At 71.2% G+C, this 16,363-nt stretch carries 16 protein-coding genes and 1 pseudogene; all 17 read left to right on the top strand.

Annotated elements, in window-relative coordinates; translation table 11 throughout:
* Positions 1-222: 222 nt before the first annotated feature.
* The 17 genes and pseudogenes from arc (at position 223) to ACFU9E_RS28275 (ending at position 16,268) form a co-directional block, all read left to right on the top strand.
* Positions 223-1,989, top strand: coding sequence for a proteasome ATPase (gene arc, locus ACFU9E_RS28195; protein WP_355372445.1), 1,767 nt, complete (start codon positions 223-225; stop codon positions 1,987-1,989).
* 216 nt (positions 1,990-2,205) lie between these two features.
* Positions 2,206-3,717, top strand: coding sequence for a depupylase/deamidase Dop (dop, locus tag ACFU9E_RS28200; protein WP_380687248.1), 1,512 nt, complete (start codon positions 2,206-2,208; stop codon positions 3,715-3,717).
* A gap of 182 nt (positions 3,718-3,899) precedes the next feature.
* Positions 3,900-4,118 (top strand): ubiquitin-like protein Pup, encoded by a 219-nt coding sequence (locus ACFU9E_RS28205; RefSeq protein ID WP_380687246.1) that lies wholly within the window; start codon positions 3,900-3,902, stop codon positions 4,116-4,118.
* 155 nt (positions 4,119-4,273) lie between these two features.
* A pseudogene (locus tag ACFU9E_RS28210) lies at positions 4,274-4,351 on the top strand (recombination endonuclease VII); the annotation flags it as partial.
* Complete coding sequence (gene prcB / locus ACFU9E_RS28215) at positions 4,348-5,142, top strand: proteasome subunit beta (RefSeq protein ID WP_380687253.1); 795 nt, start codon at positions 4,348-4,350, stop codon at positions 5,140-5,142. The pseudogene ACFU9E_RS28210 and the gene prcB, both read left to right, overlap by 4 nt.
* 32 nt (positions 5,143-5,174) lie before the next feature.
* Entirely contained in the window at positions 5,175-5,960 is a 786-nt protein-coding gene (gene prcA / locus ACFU9E_RS28220; RefSeq protein ID WP_380687244.1) for a proteasome subunit alpha, read from the top strand.
* 126 nt (positions 5,961-6,086) lie between these two features.
* Positions 6,087-7,448: a Pup--protein ligase gene (gene pafA / locus ACFU9E_RS28225; protein WP_380690272.1), complete on the top strand. Its 1,362-nt coding sequence runs from the start codon at positions 6,087-6,089 to the stop codon at positions 7,446-7,448.
* Between the two features lie 174 nt (positions 7,449-7,622).
* A complete protein-coding gene (locus tag ACFU9E_RS28230) occupies positions 7,623-8,615 on the top strand; it encodes an FKBP-type peptidyl-prolyl cis-trans isomerase (RefSeq protein WP_380689865.1) in 993 nt (330 codons plus the stop codon).
* A gap of 235 nt (positions 8,616-8,850) precedes the next feature.
* Positions 8,851-10,158, top strand: a complete 1,308-nt coding sequence (locus ACFU9E_RS28235) for an FKBP-type peptidyl-prolyl cis-trans isomerase (RefSeq protein WP_380689863.1) — start codon at positions 8,851-8,853, stop codon at positions 10,156-10,158.
* Between the two features lie 162 nt (positions 10,159-10,320).
* Entirely contained in the window at positions 10,321-10,686 is a 366-nt protein-coding gene (locus ACFU9E_RS28240) for an FKBP-type peptidyl-prolyl cis-trans isomerase (RefSeq protein ID WP_355372465.1), read from the top strand.
* A 169-nt stretch (positions 10,687-10,855) separates the two neighbouring features.
* On the top strand, positions 10,856-11,836 hold the full coding sequence (locus tag ACFU9E_RS28245) for a helix-turn-helix transcriptional regulator (RefSeq protein ID WP_380688766.1): 981 nt from the start codon (positions 10,856-10,858) through the stop codon (positions 11,834-11,836).
* Positions 11,837-11,963: 127 nt separating this feature from the next.
* The gene (locus ACFU9E_RS28250; protein WP_355372471.1) at positions 11,964-12,920 is read left to right on the top strand and encodes a WYL domain-containing protein; all 957 of its coding nucleotides are present in this window, start codon (positions 11,964-11,966) and stop codon (positions 12,918-12,920) included.
* A 3-nt stretch (positions 12,921-12,923) separates the two neighbouring features.
* A complete protein-coding gene (locus ACFU9E_RS28255) occupies positions 12,924-13,154 on the top strand; it encodes a hypothetical protein (protein WP_380715450.1) in 231 nt (76 codons plus the stop codon).
* A 36-nt stretch (positions 13,155-13,190) separates the two neighbouring features.
* Entirely contained in the window at positions 13,191-13,370 is a 180-nt protein-coding gene (locus tag ACFU9E_RS28260) for a hypothetical protein (RefSeq protein ID WP_355372477.1), read from the top strand.
* A 274-nt stretch (positions 13,371-13,644) separates the two neighbouring features.
* Complete coding sequence (tatA, locus tag ACFU9E_RS28265) at positions 13,645-13,941, top strand: Sec-independent protein translocase subunit TatA (RefSeq protein ID WP_380688762.1); 297 nt, start codon at positions 13,645-13,647, stop codon at positions 13,939-13,941.
* 121 nt (positions 13,942-14,062) lie between these two features.
* Entirely contained in the window at positions 14,063-14,953 is an 891-nt protein-coding gene (tatC, locus tag ACFU9E_RS28270; protein ID WP_380688769.1) for a twin-arginine translocase subunit TatC, read from the top strand.
* Positions 14,954-15,098: 145 nt separating this feature from the next.
* Entirely contained in the window at positions 15,099-16,268 is a 1,170-nt protein-coding gene (locus ACFU9E_RS28275) for an NAD(P)/FAD-dependent oxidoreductase (RefSeq protein ID WP_380683540.1), read from the top strand.
* Positions 16,269-16,363 lie beyond the last annotated feature (95 nt).

Below are 16,363 nucleotides of genomic sequence, written 5' to 3' on the forward strand. Positions count from 1 at the left end.
CGATCGGACCCCGTGCGTCGGTCGCGATCGGATATCGACTCGATCGACGATACATCTGGTCCGCTTTGGCCCGTGCGCGGTGGGTATCCCCCTAGCAGAGGGGAAGCACGCGAGGGCGAAGATCGGACACGCCCGTTCCATCTTTCTTGATCTAGGGGTTTACGGACCCCTGGTCCCAGGTAGGGTCTGGAAGCGTCCAGCTCCCCGGAGGAGGTGAGGACCGTGGCAGCCCACGATGACGACTACAACCGCAGCACCGGCAGGCCCGCTCGTGGTTCCGACGAGGCCGCTCAGGTCTCGTACCTTGAGCAGGAAATCGCCGTCCTGCGCCGCAAGCTCGCCGACTCGCCGCGCAATTCGAGAATCCTCGAAGAGCGGATCGTCGAGCTCCAGACCAACCTGGCCGGCGTGACCGCCCAGAACGAACGGCTCGCCTCCACCCTGCGTGAGGCCCGCGACCAGATCGTGGCCCTCAAGGAGGAAGTGGACCGGCTGGCACAGCCCCCGGCGGGATTCGGCGTCTTCCTCAGCGCCAACGAGGACGACACCGCCGACATCTTCACCGGCGGTCGCAAGCTCCGCGTGAACGTCAGCCCCAACGTCGCCCTCGACGAGCTGCGGCGCGGCCAGGAAGTCATGCTCAACGAGGCCCTCAACATCGTGGACGCGATGGCCTTCGAGCGCATCGGCGACCTCGTCACCCTCAAGGAGGTCCTGGAGGACGGCGAGCGGGCCCTGGTCATCGGCCACACCGACGAGGAGCGGGTGGTGCGCCTCGCCGAACCGCTGCGCGAGACCACCCTCCGGGCGGGGGACGCCCTCCTGCTGGAACCGCGTTCCGGCTACGTGTACGAGGTCGTGCCGAAGGCCGAGGTCGAGGAGCTGGTCCTCGAGGAGGTCCCGGACATCGACTACCGCCAGATCGGCGGCCTGTCCAACCAGATCGAGCTGATCCGCGACGCGGTCGAGCTGCCCTACCTGCACGCCGAGCTCTTCAAGGAGTACGAGCTGCGCCCGCCCAAGGGCGTGCTGCTCTACGGCCCGCCCGGCTGCGGAAAGACGCTGATCGCCAAGGCCGTGGCGAACTCGCTGGCCAAGAAGGTCGCCGAGGTCACCGGCCGCCCCCAGGGGAAGAGCTACTTCCTCAACATCAAGGGCCCCGAGCTGCTCAACAAGTACGTCGGCGAGACCGAGCGGCAGATCCGCCTGGTCTTCCAGCGGGCCCGCGAGAAGGCCGGCGAGGGCACCCCCGTCATCGTCTTCTTCGACGAGATGGAGTCCCTCTTCCGCACCCGCGGCTCCGGCGTCAGCTCGGACGTCGAGAACACCATCGTCCCCCAGCTGCTCGCCGAGATCGACGGCGTGGAGGGCCTGGAGAACGTCATCGTCATCGGCGCCTCGAACCGCGAGGACATGATCGACCCGGCGATCCTGCGGCCCGGCCGCCTGGACGTCAAGATCAAGATCGAGCGCCCGGACGCCGAGGCGGCCAAGGACATCTTCTCCAAGTACCTCAAGGACTCGCTGCCCTTCCACCCGGACGACGTCAAGGAGCACGACGGCTCCGTCGAGGCCACGGTGGCGGCGATGATCCAGTCGGTGGTGGAGCGGATGTACTCCGAGACCGAGGAGAACCGCTTCCTGGAGGTCACCTACGCCAACGGTGACAAGGAGGTCCTGTACTTCAAGGACTTCAACTCCGGCGCGATGATCCAGAACATCGTCGACCGGGCCAAGAAGATGGCCATCAAGGACTACCTCGACCACGGCCAGCGCGGTCTGCGGGTCTCCCACCTGCTCAACGCCTGCGTGGACGAGTTCAAGGAGAACGAGGACCTGCCGAACACCACCAACCCGGACGACTGGGCCCGGATCTCCGGCAAGAAGGGCGAGCGGATCGTCTTCATCCGCACCCTGGTCACGGGGAAGCAGGGCGCCGAGTCCGGCCGCTCCATCGACACTGTCGCGAACACCGGGCAGTACCTGTAACCGACCCGGTCCGGGCCTCCCGGAACGCTCGCACCCCGTCCGGCTGTGGCGCCTCGCGGCCCCGCAGCCGGACGGCGCGTCTCGGGACCCGCCGGTCGGTGCCGCGTTCTAGGCTCGACCCACCGTTCGCGGGCAGACGGCCGGCGTCGGTGTTGTTCAGCGGTACGTCAGCGTGGACCGCCCGCCGGGGGCGGCCCACCGGGCAAGGAGGGCCGCATGACCGTACGGCGCGTGATGGGCATCGAGACCGAGTACGGGATCTCCGTGCCCGGGCACCCCAACGCCAACGCCATGCTCACCTCGTCCCAGATCGTCAACGCGTACGCGGCGGCGATGCACCGGGCACGGCGGGCCCGCTGGGACTTCGAGGAGGAGAATCCGCTGCGCGACGCCCGGGGCTTCGACCTCGCACGGGACGTCGCCGACGCCAGCCAGCTGACCGACGAGGACATCGGCCTCGCCAACGTCATCCTCACCAACGGCGCGCGGTTCTACGTCGACCACGCGCACCCCGAGTACAGCTCGCCCGAGGTGACCAACCCGCGCGACGCCGTGCTCTGGGACAAGGCCGGCGAACGGATCATGGCGGCCGCCGCACAGCGCGCGCTGGAGCTGCCCAACGGGCAGAACATCCACCTCTACAAGAACAACACCGACAACAAGGGCGCCTCCTACGGCACCCACGAGAACTACCTGATGAAGCGGGCGACCCCGTTCGCCGACATCGTCCGCCACCTCACCCCCTTCTTCGTCTCGCGCCAGGTGGTCACCGGCGCCGGCCGGGTCGGCGTGGGGCAGGACGGCTCCGCCCACGGCTTCCAGATCAGCCAGCGCGCCGACTTCTTCGAGGTCGAGGTCGGCCTGGAGACCACCCTCAAACGGCCGATCATCAACACCCGGGACGAACCGCACGCCGACGCCGAGAAGTACCGCCGGCTGCACGTGATCATCGGGGACGCCAACCTCTCGGAGATCTCCACCTACCTCAAGCTCGGCACCACCTCGCTGGTGCTGGCCATGATCGAGGACGCCTTCATCACCTCCGACCTGGCCGTCGACCAGCCGGTGCGCACCCTGCACCGGATCTCCCACGACCCCACGCTGAAGCACCTGGTCACGCTGCGCAGCGGGCGCCGGCTCACCGCCGTGCAGCTCCAGCTGGAGTACTTCGAGCTGGCCCGCAAGTACGTCGAGGACCGCTTCGGCACCGACGCCGACGAGCAGACCGTGGACGTGCTGGCCCGCTGGGAGGACGTGCTGGGCCGCCTGGAGCGCGATCCGATGTCGCTCTCCCGCCAGCTGGACTGGATCGCCAAGCGGGAGATCCTGGAGGGCTACCGCAGCCGGGACGGCCTGGAGTGGGACAGCCCGCGGCTGCAGCTGGTCGACCTCCAGTACAGCGACGTACGGCCCGAGAAGGGCCTCTACAACCGCCTGGTGGCCCGTGGCCGGTTCGACCGGCTGCTGACCGAGGAGGAGGTCGTCAGGGCCGTCACCAAGCCGCCGGAGGACACCCGGGCGTACTTCCGCGGGCGCTGCCTGGAACAGTACGCCGAGCACGTCGCGGCGGCCTCCTGGGACTCGGTGATCTTCGACCTGCCGGGCCGGGACTCGCTCCAGCGGGTGCCCACCCTGGAGCCGCTGCGCGGCACCCGCAACCACGTCAAGGAGCTGCTGGACCGCTGCCGCACGGCGGAGGACCTGCTGCGGGTCCTCTCCGGCGGGTAGCCGGGTCACTTTCCGATCACCACGGGTGAACGCCGGGCAAATGGGAATCATCCGGGGTGACGGCGGACGTTGGACAGGAAGCGCCACCGGCAAACCGGAAGCGGGTTGTCGCACCTTGTGTATAGGGTCGGTGCAGCAAGCAACGACCAAACCGTGCCAGACGATCGAGCGGGGTGAGGTAAATGGCGAGCAAGGACACCGGCGGCGGCCAGCAGCGGGCGAACCGCTCCTCCGAGGAGGTCGAGGAGCAGGCCGCGGAAGCGCAGAATTCGGATGACCTCAAGGAACGCCAGGAAAAGCTGGGCGACGACGTCGACGCGGTTCTGGACGAAATCGACGAGGTCCTGGAATCGAACGCCGAGGATTTCGTGCGGCAGTTCGTGCAAAAGGGCGGACAGTAATCCCAGCCGGAATCCGGGAGGCTGCCCGGCGGCATTCCGGGAATCCACGGTCGCGAACGATGACGGCGGACGGGCGGCGGGAGCCGTCCGTCCGTCCGGTCCGGCCCCGCACCGTGCTGGACAGTGATCGTCCGGCCGGTAGGGTGCGGGCAGTGCGCGCTTCAAGCTACCTGGAAGGAATCGTGTGGAAGCCAACACTCGTGGCACCGGGCGTCTACCGGCTGCCTTCCTGACCCCGGGGTCCTCGTCGTTCCTCGACTTCCTGGAGGCCCACCGGCCCGAGTTGATCCCCGGCCGGCGCCGGCTGCCCGAGGGTGTCATCGAGGCCCCGCACGGCACGACCATCGTCGCCGCGGTCTTCGACGGCGGCGTGGTCCTCGCCGGTGACCGCCGCGCGACGATGGGCAACGTGATCGCCCAGCGGGACATGGAGAAGGTCTTCCCGGCGGACGAGTACAGCGCGATCGGCATCGCCGGCACCGCCGGCCTCGCGATCGAGATGGTCCGGATGTTCCAGCTGGAGCTGGAGCACTACGAGAAGATCGAGGGCACCGTGCTCTCCCTGGAGGGCAAGGCCAACCGGCTCACCACCATGATCCGGGGCAACCTCGGCATGGCGATGCAGGGCCTGGCGGTCGTTCCGATGTTCGCCGGCTACGACCTCGACCTCGGCCGCGGCCGGATCTTCACCTACGACGTCACCGGCGGCCGCTCCGAGGAGCGCGGCTTCGCCGCCACCGGCTCCGGCTCGGTCTTCGCCCGCGGCTCGATGAAGAAGCTCCACCGCGACGACCTGACGGCCGACCAGGCCGCCACCATGGTCGTCCAGGCGCTCTACGACGCGGCCGACGACGACTCCGCCACCGGCGGACCCGACCTCGCCCGCAAGATCTTCCCGATCGTCTCGCTGATCACCGAGGACGGCTTCCGCCGGCTCACCGAGGCCGAGGTCGCCGCGATCGCCGTCTCCATCACCGACCAGCGCCTGGCCCACCCCAACGGGCCGCAGGCCCCGCTGCTCTAGCCATCAACTGAGGAAGGAAGGGACGACCGCCGGTGTCCACACCGTTCTACGTCTCCCCCCAGCAGGCCATGGCGGACCGCGCGGAGTACGCCCGCAAGGGCATCGCGCGCGGTCGCAGCGTGGTCGTGCTCACCTACGCGGACGGCATCGTCTTCGTCGCCGAGAACACCTCCCGGGCCCTGCACAAGGTGTCCGAGATCTACGACAAGATCGCCTTCGCGGCGGTCGGCCGGTACAACGAGTTCGAGAACCTGCGCATCGGCGGCGTCCGCTACGCCGACCTGCGCGGCTACACCTACGACCGGGCCGACGTCACCGCCCGGGGCCTGGCCAACGTCTACGCCCAGACGCTCGGCACCATCTTCTCCTCGGTCGGCGAGAAGCCCTACGAGGTCGAGCTGATCGTCGCCGAGGTCGGCCGCACGGCCGAGGACGACCAGATCTACCGGCTCACCCCGGACGGCTCGGTGGTCGACGAGAAGAACTACGTCGTGGTCGGCGGCAACGCCGACTCGATCGGCAACTACCTGGGCCAGCGCCACCGCAGCGGCTTCTCGCTCACCGAGGCCGTCAAGGTGGCCGTGGACTCGCTCGCCCGCGACCCCAACGGCGGCAGCCCGCGCACCCTCACCCCCGACCAGCTGGAGGTGGCGGTCCTGGACCGCCAGCGCTTCCAGCAGCGCAAGTTCAAGCGGATCCTGGGCGGCCAGCTCGCCCGGCTGCTCGACGGCGACCAGTCCGCCGAGTCGGACGACTCGGACGACGCGGACGACAAGGGGAAGCCGGCGGCCACCCCGCCCGGCGACTCCGACCAGTAGTGCCCACGGGGTCCCGTACGGCGGCCGGCGACGGCGGCCGCACGGGACCCCGGTGCCCCTGCGGCGGCCCGGACGGGCTTTCGCGGAGGCGGTTTCGGACAGCTCCCATCAGAGAATGGATGGCCCATGGACCGCCGAATTTTCGGGCTGGAGAACGAGTACGGAGTCACCTGCACGTTCCGCGGACAGCGCAGGCTGTCCCCGGACGAGGTCGCCCGCTACCTCTTCCGCCGCGTAGTCTCCTGGGGCCGCAGCAGCAACGTGTTCCTGCGCAACGGTGCCCGCCTGTACCTCGACGTCGGCTCCCACCCCGAGTACGCCACCCCCGAGTGCGACGACGTCGTCGAGCTGGTGACGCACGACAAGGCGGGCGAGCGCATCCTCGAAGGCCTGCTGGTCGACGCCGAACGGCGGCTGCACGAGGAGGGCATCGCCGGGGACGTCTACCTCTTCAAGAACAACACCGACTCCGCCGGCAACTCCTACGGCTGCCACGAGAACTACCTGGTGGCCCGGCACGGCGAGTTCTCCCGGCTGGCCGACGTGCTCATCCCGTTCCTGGTGACCCGGCAGCTCATCTGCGGCGCCGGCAAGGTGCTGCAGACCCCCCGCGGCGCGGTCTACTGCGTCAGCCAGCGCGCCGAGCACATCTGGGAGGGCGTCAGCTCGGCGACCACCCGCTCCCGCCCGATCATCAACACCCGCGACGAGCCGCACGCCGACGCCGAGCGCTACCGCCGGCTGCACGTGATCGTCGGCGACTCCAACATGTCGGAGACCACCACCCTGCTCAAGGTGGGCGCCACCGACCTGGTGCTGCGGCTCATCGAGGCCGGCGTGGTGATGCGCGACCTCACCCTGGAGAACCCGATCCGGGCGATCCGCGAGGTCAGCCACGACCTCACCGGCACCCACCAGGTCCGGCTCGCCAACGGCCGGGAGGCCAGCGCGCTCGACATCCAGGAGGAGTACTACTCCAAGGCCCTGGAGTTCGCCGACCGCAAGGGCATCAACACCGGCACCATCGCGCGCGTCCTCGACCTGTGGGGCCGCACCCTGGAGGCGGTCAGGACCGAACGCCTCGACGGGGTCGCCACCGAGATCGACTGGATCATGAAGTACAAGCTCATCGAGCGCTACCGCGAGAAGCACCAGATGAGCATGAGCAACCCCCGGGTCGCCCAGATCGACCTCGCCTACCACGACATCCACCGCCGCCGCGGCCTGTTCTACCTGCTCCAGGCCAAGAACCAGGCGCAGCGGGTGACCACCGACCTCAAGACCTTCGAGGCCAAGTCGATCCCGCCGCAGACCACCCGGGCCCGGCTGCGCGGCGACTTCATCCGCCGGGCGCAGGAGCAGCGCCGCGACTTCACCGTCGACTGGGTGCACCTCAAGCTGAACGACCAGGCGCAGCGCACCGTGCTCTGCAAGGACCCGTTCCGGTCCGTCGACGAGCGGGTGGAGAAGCTCATCGCCGGCATGTGACCGGCGCGCGGGGCGGGGGAGCGGCGCGCGGTCCCCGTCACCCGTCGGTGTGATCTTCACGGCGCCCGGTCCCGGTGGTGCCTACCGGGACCGGGCGCCGTCTGCGCATACGCTGTCCGTCGAGTCCGGAGCCGGAGTCCGGAGAGCCGACTTTGACCGACAGTTAGGAACGCCGTGCGCCGCACCGCCGGGTTGCTTCTCACCCTGCCCCTGCTGCTGGCGGTGGCCTGCAGCAGCTCCACCAAGCCGGCCGGCCAGGCCACGCCCACGGCGTCGCCGACCGCCGCGCCCACCGTGCCCACCCCGGTGAGCGAGGCCTCGCCGATGCCGGTGCTGTCCGGCGGGGGCTTCGGGAGCAAGGCCACCATCACCCTCCCCGAGGGCCAGCAGCCCAGCGGTCAGTTCGTGGTGAACACCGTCAGCGAGGGGGACCGCCCGGCGGTCAACAAGGGCGACTGGGTGACGGTCAACTACACCGCCAAGGACTGGACCACCGGCAAGGACCTGCCCAGCTCCTACGACTCCGGCGGCAAGCCGCAGCTCTACCAGGCGGGCAGCGGGCAGCTGGTGCCGGCCTTCGACCAGAGCGTGATCGGCAAGAAGGTCGGCAGCCGGCTGCTGGTCGTCGCCCCGCCGGCCGCCGCCTTCGGCACCCAGGGTTCCACCCAGCTCGGCGTCGGCCCCGGCGACACCGTGGTCTTCGTGCTCGACATCATGGAGAGCCTGCCGCCGGACTCCACGCTGTCGGGCACCATGACGCAGGCGCCGGCGAACCTGCCGCAGGTCAAGGACAACGGCAAGGCCGCCGTCACCATCACCGTGCCGGCCGGGGAGGCCCCGCCGACCGACCTCCAGCAGGCCGTGCTGATCAAGGGCGAGGGCAAGCAGGTCAAGTCCGGGCAGACCCTGGTCGTGCAGTACACCGGGGTGCTGTGGAGCAACGGCCAGCAGTTCGACTCCTCCTGGAGCCACGGTGGCGCCCAGGCCCTGCAGATCGGCACCGGCAGCGTGATCGAGGGCTGGGACAAGGGCCTGGTCGGCCAGAACGTCGGCAGCCGGGTCCTGCTGGTGGTGCCGCCGGCGCTCGGTTACAAGGACCAGGCGCAGGGCTCCGTGCCGCCGAACTCCACCCTGGTGTTCGTGGTGGACATCCTGGAAGCCGTGTAGCGCCGGACCGGCGGAGATCCCCGGCGCGGGCTGGTTCGAGCCCGGGGGAGTCCGTACGCTTGGGCGGGCGCTCGCACGGGCAAGCGCCCGCCCTCATCCTGACCTGTCATACTGCCCTCGCACTGTGGTAGGCGCCGCCGGCGCCCGGGGTCCGGGCGGGCAGTGCGGCAGCACCCCGGCGCCACCACGCCGGCCGTAGACCTCGAAGACCTCGTGGCGAGATGGATGGGGAGTCATGTCTGAGAAAGCGTCGAGCCCGGGCGGGTCCGGCACCACGCCTGGTAACTCCGCCGGGGACCCGGCCGACTCGCGGCCCGGCGGCCCGCTCCCGGGCGACGGTGAGTCGATCATCGTGCCCCCGGCGATCCTGAAGCAGCAGGCCGGGTGGGGCGGGTCCGGGGAAACGCAGCGGGCCACCGGGACGAAGACCGACGAGGCCCCGCAGATCTTCGCCTCCACCGTCCGCCGCGAGGAGACCTCCGAGGCCGGGTACAACGAGAACCCGGGCAACGTCGGCAAGCTCGGCGTGATCCTCGGCACAGTCCTGGGCGTCCTGCTCATCGGCAGCGCCGTCACCCTGTACCTGGTGAACAAGGACGGCTCGGACGACACCGCCGCCGCCAAGCCGGACGCCGCCAAGTCCGCCCCGGCGACGCCGACCGCCGAGCCCGTCCCGCCGATCAAGGACAGCGCCAAGGTGCTGCCCAACGTCACCGGCGACTTCGGCACCAAGGCCACCATCGAGGTGCCCGCCGACCAGGCCGACGGCAACTTCGTCGTCAAGGTCCTCTCCGAGGGCAACGGCGCCAAGGTCGAGAAGAACTCCTGGACCTCCGTCGACTACACCGGCAAGGACTGGAACACCGGCAAGGACATCCCCTCGTCCTACGACGACAAGGGGAAGCCGCAGATCTTCCAGGCCGGCACCGACGCGCTCATCCCGGCGCTCGACCAGGCCGTCATCGGCAAGAAGGCCGGATCCCGGCTGCTGGTCGTCGCCCCGCCGGCCGCCGCCTTCGGCGCCCAGGGCAACCCCAGCATGTCGATCGGGGCGAAGGACAACCTGATCTTCGTCATCGACATCCGCAACAGCAACGCCCCCGACGCCGTCGTCAGCGGCACCGTGACCCCGCCGCCCGCGGACTTCCCGCAGGTCAAGGACAACGGCAAGAAGCCCGCCGACATCACCCCGGTGCCCGGCGCGGCCGACCCGACCGAGCTCAAGAGCCACGTCCTCATCAAGGGCGAGGGCCGCAAGGTCGAGAAGGGCGAGAAGATCCTCGTCCAGTACACCGGCGCCCTGTACAAGGACGGCAAGGTCTTCGACTCCTCGCTGACCCGCGGCCAGGCGTTCTCCTTCCCGCTCGGCGGCGGCCAGGTCATCGCCGGCTGGGACCAGGGCCTGGAGGGTCAGACCATCGGCAGCCGGGTCGAGCTCGTCATCCCGGCCTCGCTCGGATACAAGGACCAGGCCCAGAACGAGATCCCGGCCAACTCCACGCTGGTCTTCGTCGTCGACATCCTCGACGCCGGTCAGGGCTGATCCACTTTCGGGTGACAATGGTGTACGTGTGACCTCCGGGCCCCGGCCGCGTGGCCGGGCCCGGACGGGCGGCGGGCGCCCGTACCGTGGTCCGGGAACGGACCGGAGTGCGGGCGCCCGCCGCTTGGTCGTGGAACGAACCAACCGTGAGATGAGGCACTAGTGAGCAAGCCCGAGATCGACTTCCCGGTCGGCGACCCGCCGGCCGAGCTGAAGATCCGCGACATCGTCGTCGGCACCGGCGAGGAGGCCAAGCCGGGCCAGGTCGTCGAGGTCCACTACGTCGGCGTGACCTTCGCGACCGGCGAGGAGTTCGACGCCAGCTGGAACCGCGGCTCGACCTTCAAGTTCCCGCTCGGCGGCGGCCGGGTCATCAAGGGCTGGGACCAGGGTGTCGCCGGCATGAAGGTCGGCGGCCGCCGCGAGCTGACCATCCCGCCGCACCTGGCCTACGGCAACCAGTCGCCCAGCCCGCTCATCCCCGCGGGCTCGACCCTGATCTTCGTGGTCGACCTGATCTCCGTCTGAGGACGCTGATCGCCAGGGCCGCATCCCCCACGGGGGGTGCGGCCCCACGTGTTCGCGGACTCGGCTTTTGCACCGTGTACCGCTACCGGTACGGTCGGTCCCGCCGGGTCAACGACGACGCCCGGCGGGCGCACCCCGCGCGCGGCGCGGCACACCGGAAGGGTCAGCGATGGCGATCGCCAAGGCAGAGCGGCTGATGAATCTCGCCCTGTGCCTGATGAACACCAGACGTCCGCTCTCCAAGAAGGAGCTGCGGGAGTCCATCGAGGCCTACCGCGAAGCCTGGCAGAACAGCAGCGAGGAAGCCTTCAACCGGATGTTCGAGCGGGACAAGGACGACCTGCGCGAACTCGGACTGGTCATCGACGTCGACGAGAACGCCCTCGACGGCGAACTCGGCTACCTCGCCCGCGCCGACCGCAACCGCCTGCCCGAGATTGCCCTCGACGCCGAGGAGGCCGCCGCGCTCACCCTCGCCGCCCGGGTCTGGCAGCAGGCCAAGATGAGCGGCGCCGCCAGCGGCGCGCTCCAGAAACTGCGCGCCGCCGGCGTCCCCTTCACCGAGACCGAGCGCCGCCCCGCCCTCGAACCGCGCATCCCCGCCCGGGAGGCCGCCTTCGAACCGCTGCTCACCGCCGCCCGCGACCGCCGCCCGGTCACCTTCGAGTACCGCAAGGCCGGCGCCGCCGCCGTCGAACAGCGCAGCGTCGAACCCTGGGCCCTGGAGTGCTGGCGCGGCCACTGGTACCTGGCCGGCTGGGACCGCGACCGCGAGGATGCCCGGGTCTTCCGGCTCAGCCGGATCACCGGCAAGGTCCGGGCCCGCTCCGGCGCCTTCCTCGGCACGGTGCCCGAGCACGTCGACGTCCGCGCCACCGTGGCCAAGTTCGCCGGCGAGGGCGCCACCGCCACCGCCGTGGTCAGGGTCCGCCGCGGCGCGGGCTTCCCGCTGCGCACCAAGGCGCTCGCCACCCGGCGGGCCGACGACGGCTGGGACGAACTGGAGATCCCGTACGGCAACGGGCTCGGCGCCGACCTCGCCGAGTTCGGGCCGGACGTGCTGGTGGTCGGCCCCGAGGAGCTGCGGGCCGACGTCATCGACCGGCTGCGTGCGGTGGCCGGCACCGTAGTGGAGGGTGTGCGGGCATGAGCGAGCGAAGCCCGGGGGTACCCCCGGCCGGAGGCTGGGGGAGAATCATCGGAAGGCGCGCACTGTGCGAAGCGCCTGCCGAGCGGTGGGGGTCCCCCCGGCCGCAGGCTGGGGGAGAGGTGGCCGCATGAGCAACGCGATCGACCAGACCCGGCGGATGCTCTCGCTGGTCACCTACCTGCGCGAGCGCCCCGGCGCCGAGGTCGCCGAGGTGGCCCGGGCCTTCGGCATCAGCGAGCGCGAACTCATCGGCGACCTCAACGTCCTGCCGATGTGCGGCACCAGCTTCCGCGGCGGCGACCTGCTCGACATCGACACCGACGGCGAGCGGATCTGGTGGCACAACGTCGACGACGTCGCCCAGCCGCTGCGGCTGGCCGCCGACGAGGCGACCGCGCTGCTGGTCGCCGCCCGCGCCGTCGCCGGACTGCCCGGCCTGCGGGCCGGTGACCGCGAGGCGCTCACCCGGGCCGTCGCCAAGATCGAGAACGCGGCGGGGGAGAACGCCGAGGGCAGCGCCCGGGTCGGCGTGACCTTCGAGGCCGAGAGCCACGTCTTCGCCGACATCGACCGCGCCCTCAGCGAGGGCCGCCGGCTCTGGCTGCGCTACTACTCGCACGGCCGCGGCGGCATGACCGAGCGCGAGGTCGACCCGATCCGGCTGCTCACCGAGGGCCACACCTACCTGGAGGCCTGGTGCCGGACCTCCGAGGACCACCGGATGTTCCGGCTCGACCGGGTCGCCGAGATCAAGGTCCTGGACGTCCCCGCCGACCCGCCCAAGCGTGAGCCGCGCGACCTCTCCGGCGGGCTGGTCAACCCCTCCGCCGACGACCCCGAGGTCGTCGTCGAGGTCTCCTCCGGCGGCCGCTGGGTCGCCGAGTACTACACCCACGACCGGGCCGAGGAACTGCCGGACGGCGGACTGCGGATCACCCTGCGCAGCGCCGACCCCTCGCAGCTGCGCCCGCTGGCGCTGCGGCTGGGCCGCGACGGGCGGATCGTCTCGCCGCCGGAGCTGGCCGGGCAGGCGCGGGCGGCGGCGCTGGAGGCGCTGGCGCACTACGGGGAGGGGCGGGTCTGAGCCGTGGAGCCCGGTACCAGATTCAAGGTGTACTGCTCGGAGTGCCGGGAGAAGGTGGAGCTGCCGGTCGAGGCGTTCCGCCTGACCTTCGGCCGTGCGGCGGCGCAGCCGCACTACAGCTTCGGGTGCCCGCTGTGCGGGGCGGCGGTGCGCAAGCCCGCCGGGGAGAAGATCGTCGCCGCGCTGACCGAGGCCGGGGTGCGGACCATGCGGCTGGTGCCGGCCGAGGGATGAGCGGGGCCGGTGAGCGGGGCCGCTAGGGTGGGGTCCATGTCCTGGATGCTCGTCGCCGCCGTCCTCCTCGCCACCGCCGGCCTGCTGGTGCTCGGCGTCCTCGCGGTCCGGCTCTGGATGGACGTGCGGGCCCTGGCGAAGGGCGTGGACGCCGCCTCGCGGGCGCTGGCCGAGGCGGCCGGCGACCTCGCGGCCTCGGCGGCGGCCCGCTCCTGACGGCGCGCGGGCCCGCCGCGGTCCGGCGTACGGAGCGTTCACCCCGGCGCACGGAGCGCGGCGGACCGTCGCGGACCTGCCGGTGATGTCGAACGGAGCGCACCGGGGGCTGCTGTTCGGAGGTAGGGGCGCGTTACGCTCTCAGTTGGCTCCTGCGCGCGAACGGGGGCCGCTGTCCTGTTCGGGCGGCCGTCGTCACGGCGTCACCCGCAGCGGTTACCATCCCCGCAGCGGGCGGCCCGTCGGGTGCCGCCGAGACTGAAGGTGGTCGAGCATGCGGGTCTCGTTCACCGCGATCCTCCTGGTCGCGGTCATCGCAATTGTGCTTTTCGGCGCCAAGCGGCTGCCGGATCTGGCGCGTTCGCTGGGCCAGTCGGCCCGGATCCTCAAGAGCGAGGCCAAGGCGATGCGCACCGACGGCACCGACGGCACCCCGGCGCCGTCCGCCCCGGCGGTGGCCGACGGCGGTACGGCGAAGACCATCCAGTCCGCCCCGGGAGCGTCCGCGACCGCCCGCCCGGTGAACGAGCAGCCCGCCGGGCAGTCCGCTCCGGACGGCGGGGCGCGCTGAGCGCGCCGCACACGCGACCACTGGAGGCCCGTCGACCGGCGGGCCTCGACGCACGAGTTGAGGACCGGGGTTGAGCAAGCTCACCAAGGCGTCGAAGACGCCCAAGGATCCCGAGGGGCGGATGGCCCTCGCCGACCACCTGCGGGAACTGCGGAACCGCGTGGTCAAGTCGGTCCTGGCGATCGTGGTGATCACGATCGTCGCGCTGATCTTCCACAAGCAGATCGAGACGCTGCTGCTCAAGCCGCTGCCGCAGTGCACCCCGGAGACCATCGAGACCACCAAGGGCAAGTGCGCGCAGGTCTCCACCATCGGTCTGACCGCGGGCTTCAACTGGATGCTCAAGGTCGCCCTGACCGTCGGTGTGGTCGTCACCGTCCCGGTCTGGCTGTACCAGCTGTGGGCCTTCGTGGCGCCCGGCCTGCACAAGCACGAGCGCAAGTACACCGTGCTCTTCATCGCCTGCGGCGCGCCGCTGTTCCTGGCCGGTGTGACCCTGGCGATCCTGCTGCTGCCGGTGACCGTCCAGGTGCTGATCTCGTTCACCCCGGACCAGACCACGCCGATCCTGCCGCCCGCGGACTACTTCGACATCGCCACCCGGCTGGTGCTGATCTTCGGCCTGGCCTTCGAGTTCCCGCTGCTGCTGGTCATGCTGAACCTGGTCGGCATGGTCACCGGCAAGCGGCTGCTGGGCTGGTGGCGCGGCATGGTGATGGGCATCACCGTGTTCGCCGCCTTCGCGACGCCCAGCGCCGACCCGCTCACGATGCTGGCGCTGGCCGCGCCGATCTGGGCGCTGTACTTCCTCGCGGTCGGGGTGGCGATGCTGAACGACCGGCGCAAGGCCCGGCGCAACCCGGACCTCGCGCTGAGCGACGAGGAGGCCTCGCACGTGGACCTCTCGGTGGCGCCGGTCGCCGGGGCCGAGGCGATCGAGGCGTCGAGCACGCCGAGCGCCTCGGGTCACGTGCCGGCCGCCCGCCACGAGCAGATGGACGACATCACCTGAACCGGCCGATGACCTGAGGTCCGGCCACGGGCCCCGAGCCCCGGCCCGCCGCTTTCCGAGCGGCGGGCCGGGGCTTTTCGATGTCTTTGGCCCGTTCCGGCCGGATGGTCTTGGCAGGTTCGATGGCATGTGACATATTACTGACGTGTCCCACTCCCAGAGACTCCCCGACGTCGTGGTGGTCGGTGCCGGTGTCGTCGGCGCCGCCTGCGCGTACTACGCCGCCCGGGCCGGCCTCGCCGTCGACGTCGTCGACCGCGGTCCGGTCGCCGGCGGCACCACCGGCGCCGGCGAGGGCAACCTGCTGGTCTCCGACAAGGAGCCCGGCCCCGAGCTCGACCTCGCCCTGCACTCCACCGGCCTGTGGCGCGAACTCTCCGACGAGTTCGGCGCCGCCGTCGAGTACGAGGCCAAGGGCGGCCTGGTGGTCGCCGCCACACCCGCCCGGCAGGAGGCGCTGCGCGCCTTCGCGGCCGCGCAGCGGGCGGTCGGCGTCACCGCCGAGGAGATCCCCGGCGAGCGGCTGAACGAGCTCGAACCGCACCTCGCGCCCGGCCTGGCCGGTGGCTTCCACTACCCCCAGGACGCCCAGGTCCAGCCCGCGCTGGCCGCCGCCCACCTGCTGCGCGCGGCCCGCCGGGCCGGGGCGCGGCTGTACACCGGCGAGGCCGTCCGGGCCGTGCGGCTCGGGGCCGACGGCGCCGTGCGCGGCGTCGAGACCGAGCGGCGGCGGCTGGACGCGGCCGCCGTGGTCAACGCCGCCGGCACCTGGGGCGGTGAGCTGGCCGCGCTGGCCGGCGTCCGGCTGCCGGTGCTGCCGCGGCGCGGGTTCGTGCTGGTCACCGAGCCGCTGCCGCGGATCGTCCGGCACAAGGTGTACGCCGCCGACTACGTGGCGGACGTGGCCAGCGGCTCCGCCGCGCTGCAGACCTCGGCCGTGGTCGAGGGGACGCCCGGCGGGCCGGTGCTGATCGGCGCCAGCCGCGAGCGGGTCGGCTTCGACCGGACGCTCTCGGTGGAGGTGCTGCACCGGCTGGCCGCCCAGGCCGCCGCGCTCTTCCCGGTGCTGGCCGGGGTGAACGTGATGCGCGCCTACCGCGGCTTCCGGCCGTACCTGCCGGACCACCTGCCCGCGATCGGCGCCGACCCCCGGGTGCCCGGGCTGTACCACGCCTGCGGTCACGAGGGCGCGGGCATCGGTCTGGCCCCGTCCACCGGGCTGCTGATCGCCCAGCAGCTCACCGGCAAGGAGCCGGATCTCGGTCTCGCCCCCTTCCGGGCCGACCGCTTTCCGGCCGAGGACGACGCCGCCTGAGGCCCCGCCTGAGGCCCCGCCCGAGGGCCTGCCTGAGGTCGCCGCACACTTTGCAAAGTGTGCGACGACTTTGCAAAGTGCACTTTGCGGTCAGG

The organism is Kitasatospora sp. NPDC057595 (assembly GCF_042800875.1).
GTDB lineage: Bacteria > Actinomycetota > Actinomycetes > Streptomycetales > Streptomycetaceae > Kitasatospora.

Excerpts from the sequence above, each read along its gene's own strand:
- dop (WP_380687248.1), top strand. The coding sequence starts at position 2,206 with ATGACCGTACGGCGCGTGATGGGCATCGAGACCGAGTACGGGATCTCC.
- ACFU9E_RS28205 (WP_380687246.1), top strand. The coding sequence starts at position 3,900 with ATGGCGAGCAAGGACACCGGCGGCGGCCAGCAGCGGGCGAACCGCTCC.
- pafA (WP_380690272.1), top strand. The coding sequence starts at position 6,087 with ATGGACCGCCGAATTTTCGGGCTGGAGAACGAGTACGGAGTCACCTGC.
- ACFU9E_RS28235 (WP_380689863.1), top strand. The coding sequence starts at position 8,851 with ATGTCTGAGAAAGCGTCGAGCCCGGGCGGGTCCGGCACCACGCCTGGT.
- ACFU9E_RS28245 (WP_380688766.1), top strand. The coding sequence starts at position 10,856 with ATGGCGATCGCCAAGGCAGAGCGGCTGATGAATCTCGCCCTGTGCCTG.
- ACFU9E_RS28250 (WP_355372471.1), top strand. The coding sequence starts at position 11,964 with ATGAGCAACGCGATCGACCAGACCCGGCGGATGCTCTCGCTGGTCACC.
- ACFU9E_RS28260 (WP_355372477.1), top strand. The coding sequence starts at position 13,191 with ATGTCCTGGATGCTCGTCGCCGCCGTCCTCCTCGCCACCGCCGGCCTG.
- tatA (WP_380688762.1), top strand. The coding sequence starts at position 13,645 with ATGCGGGTCTCGTTCACCGCGATCCTCCTGGTCGCGGTCATCGCAATT.
- tatC (WP_380688769.1), top strand. The coding sequence starts at position 14,063 with ATGGCCCTCGCCGACCACCTGCGGGAACTGCGGAACCGCGTGGTCAAG.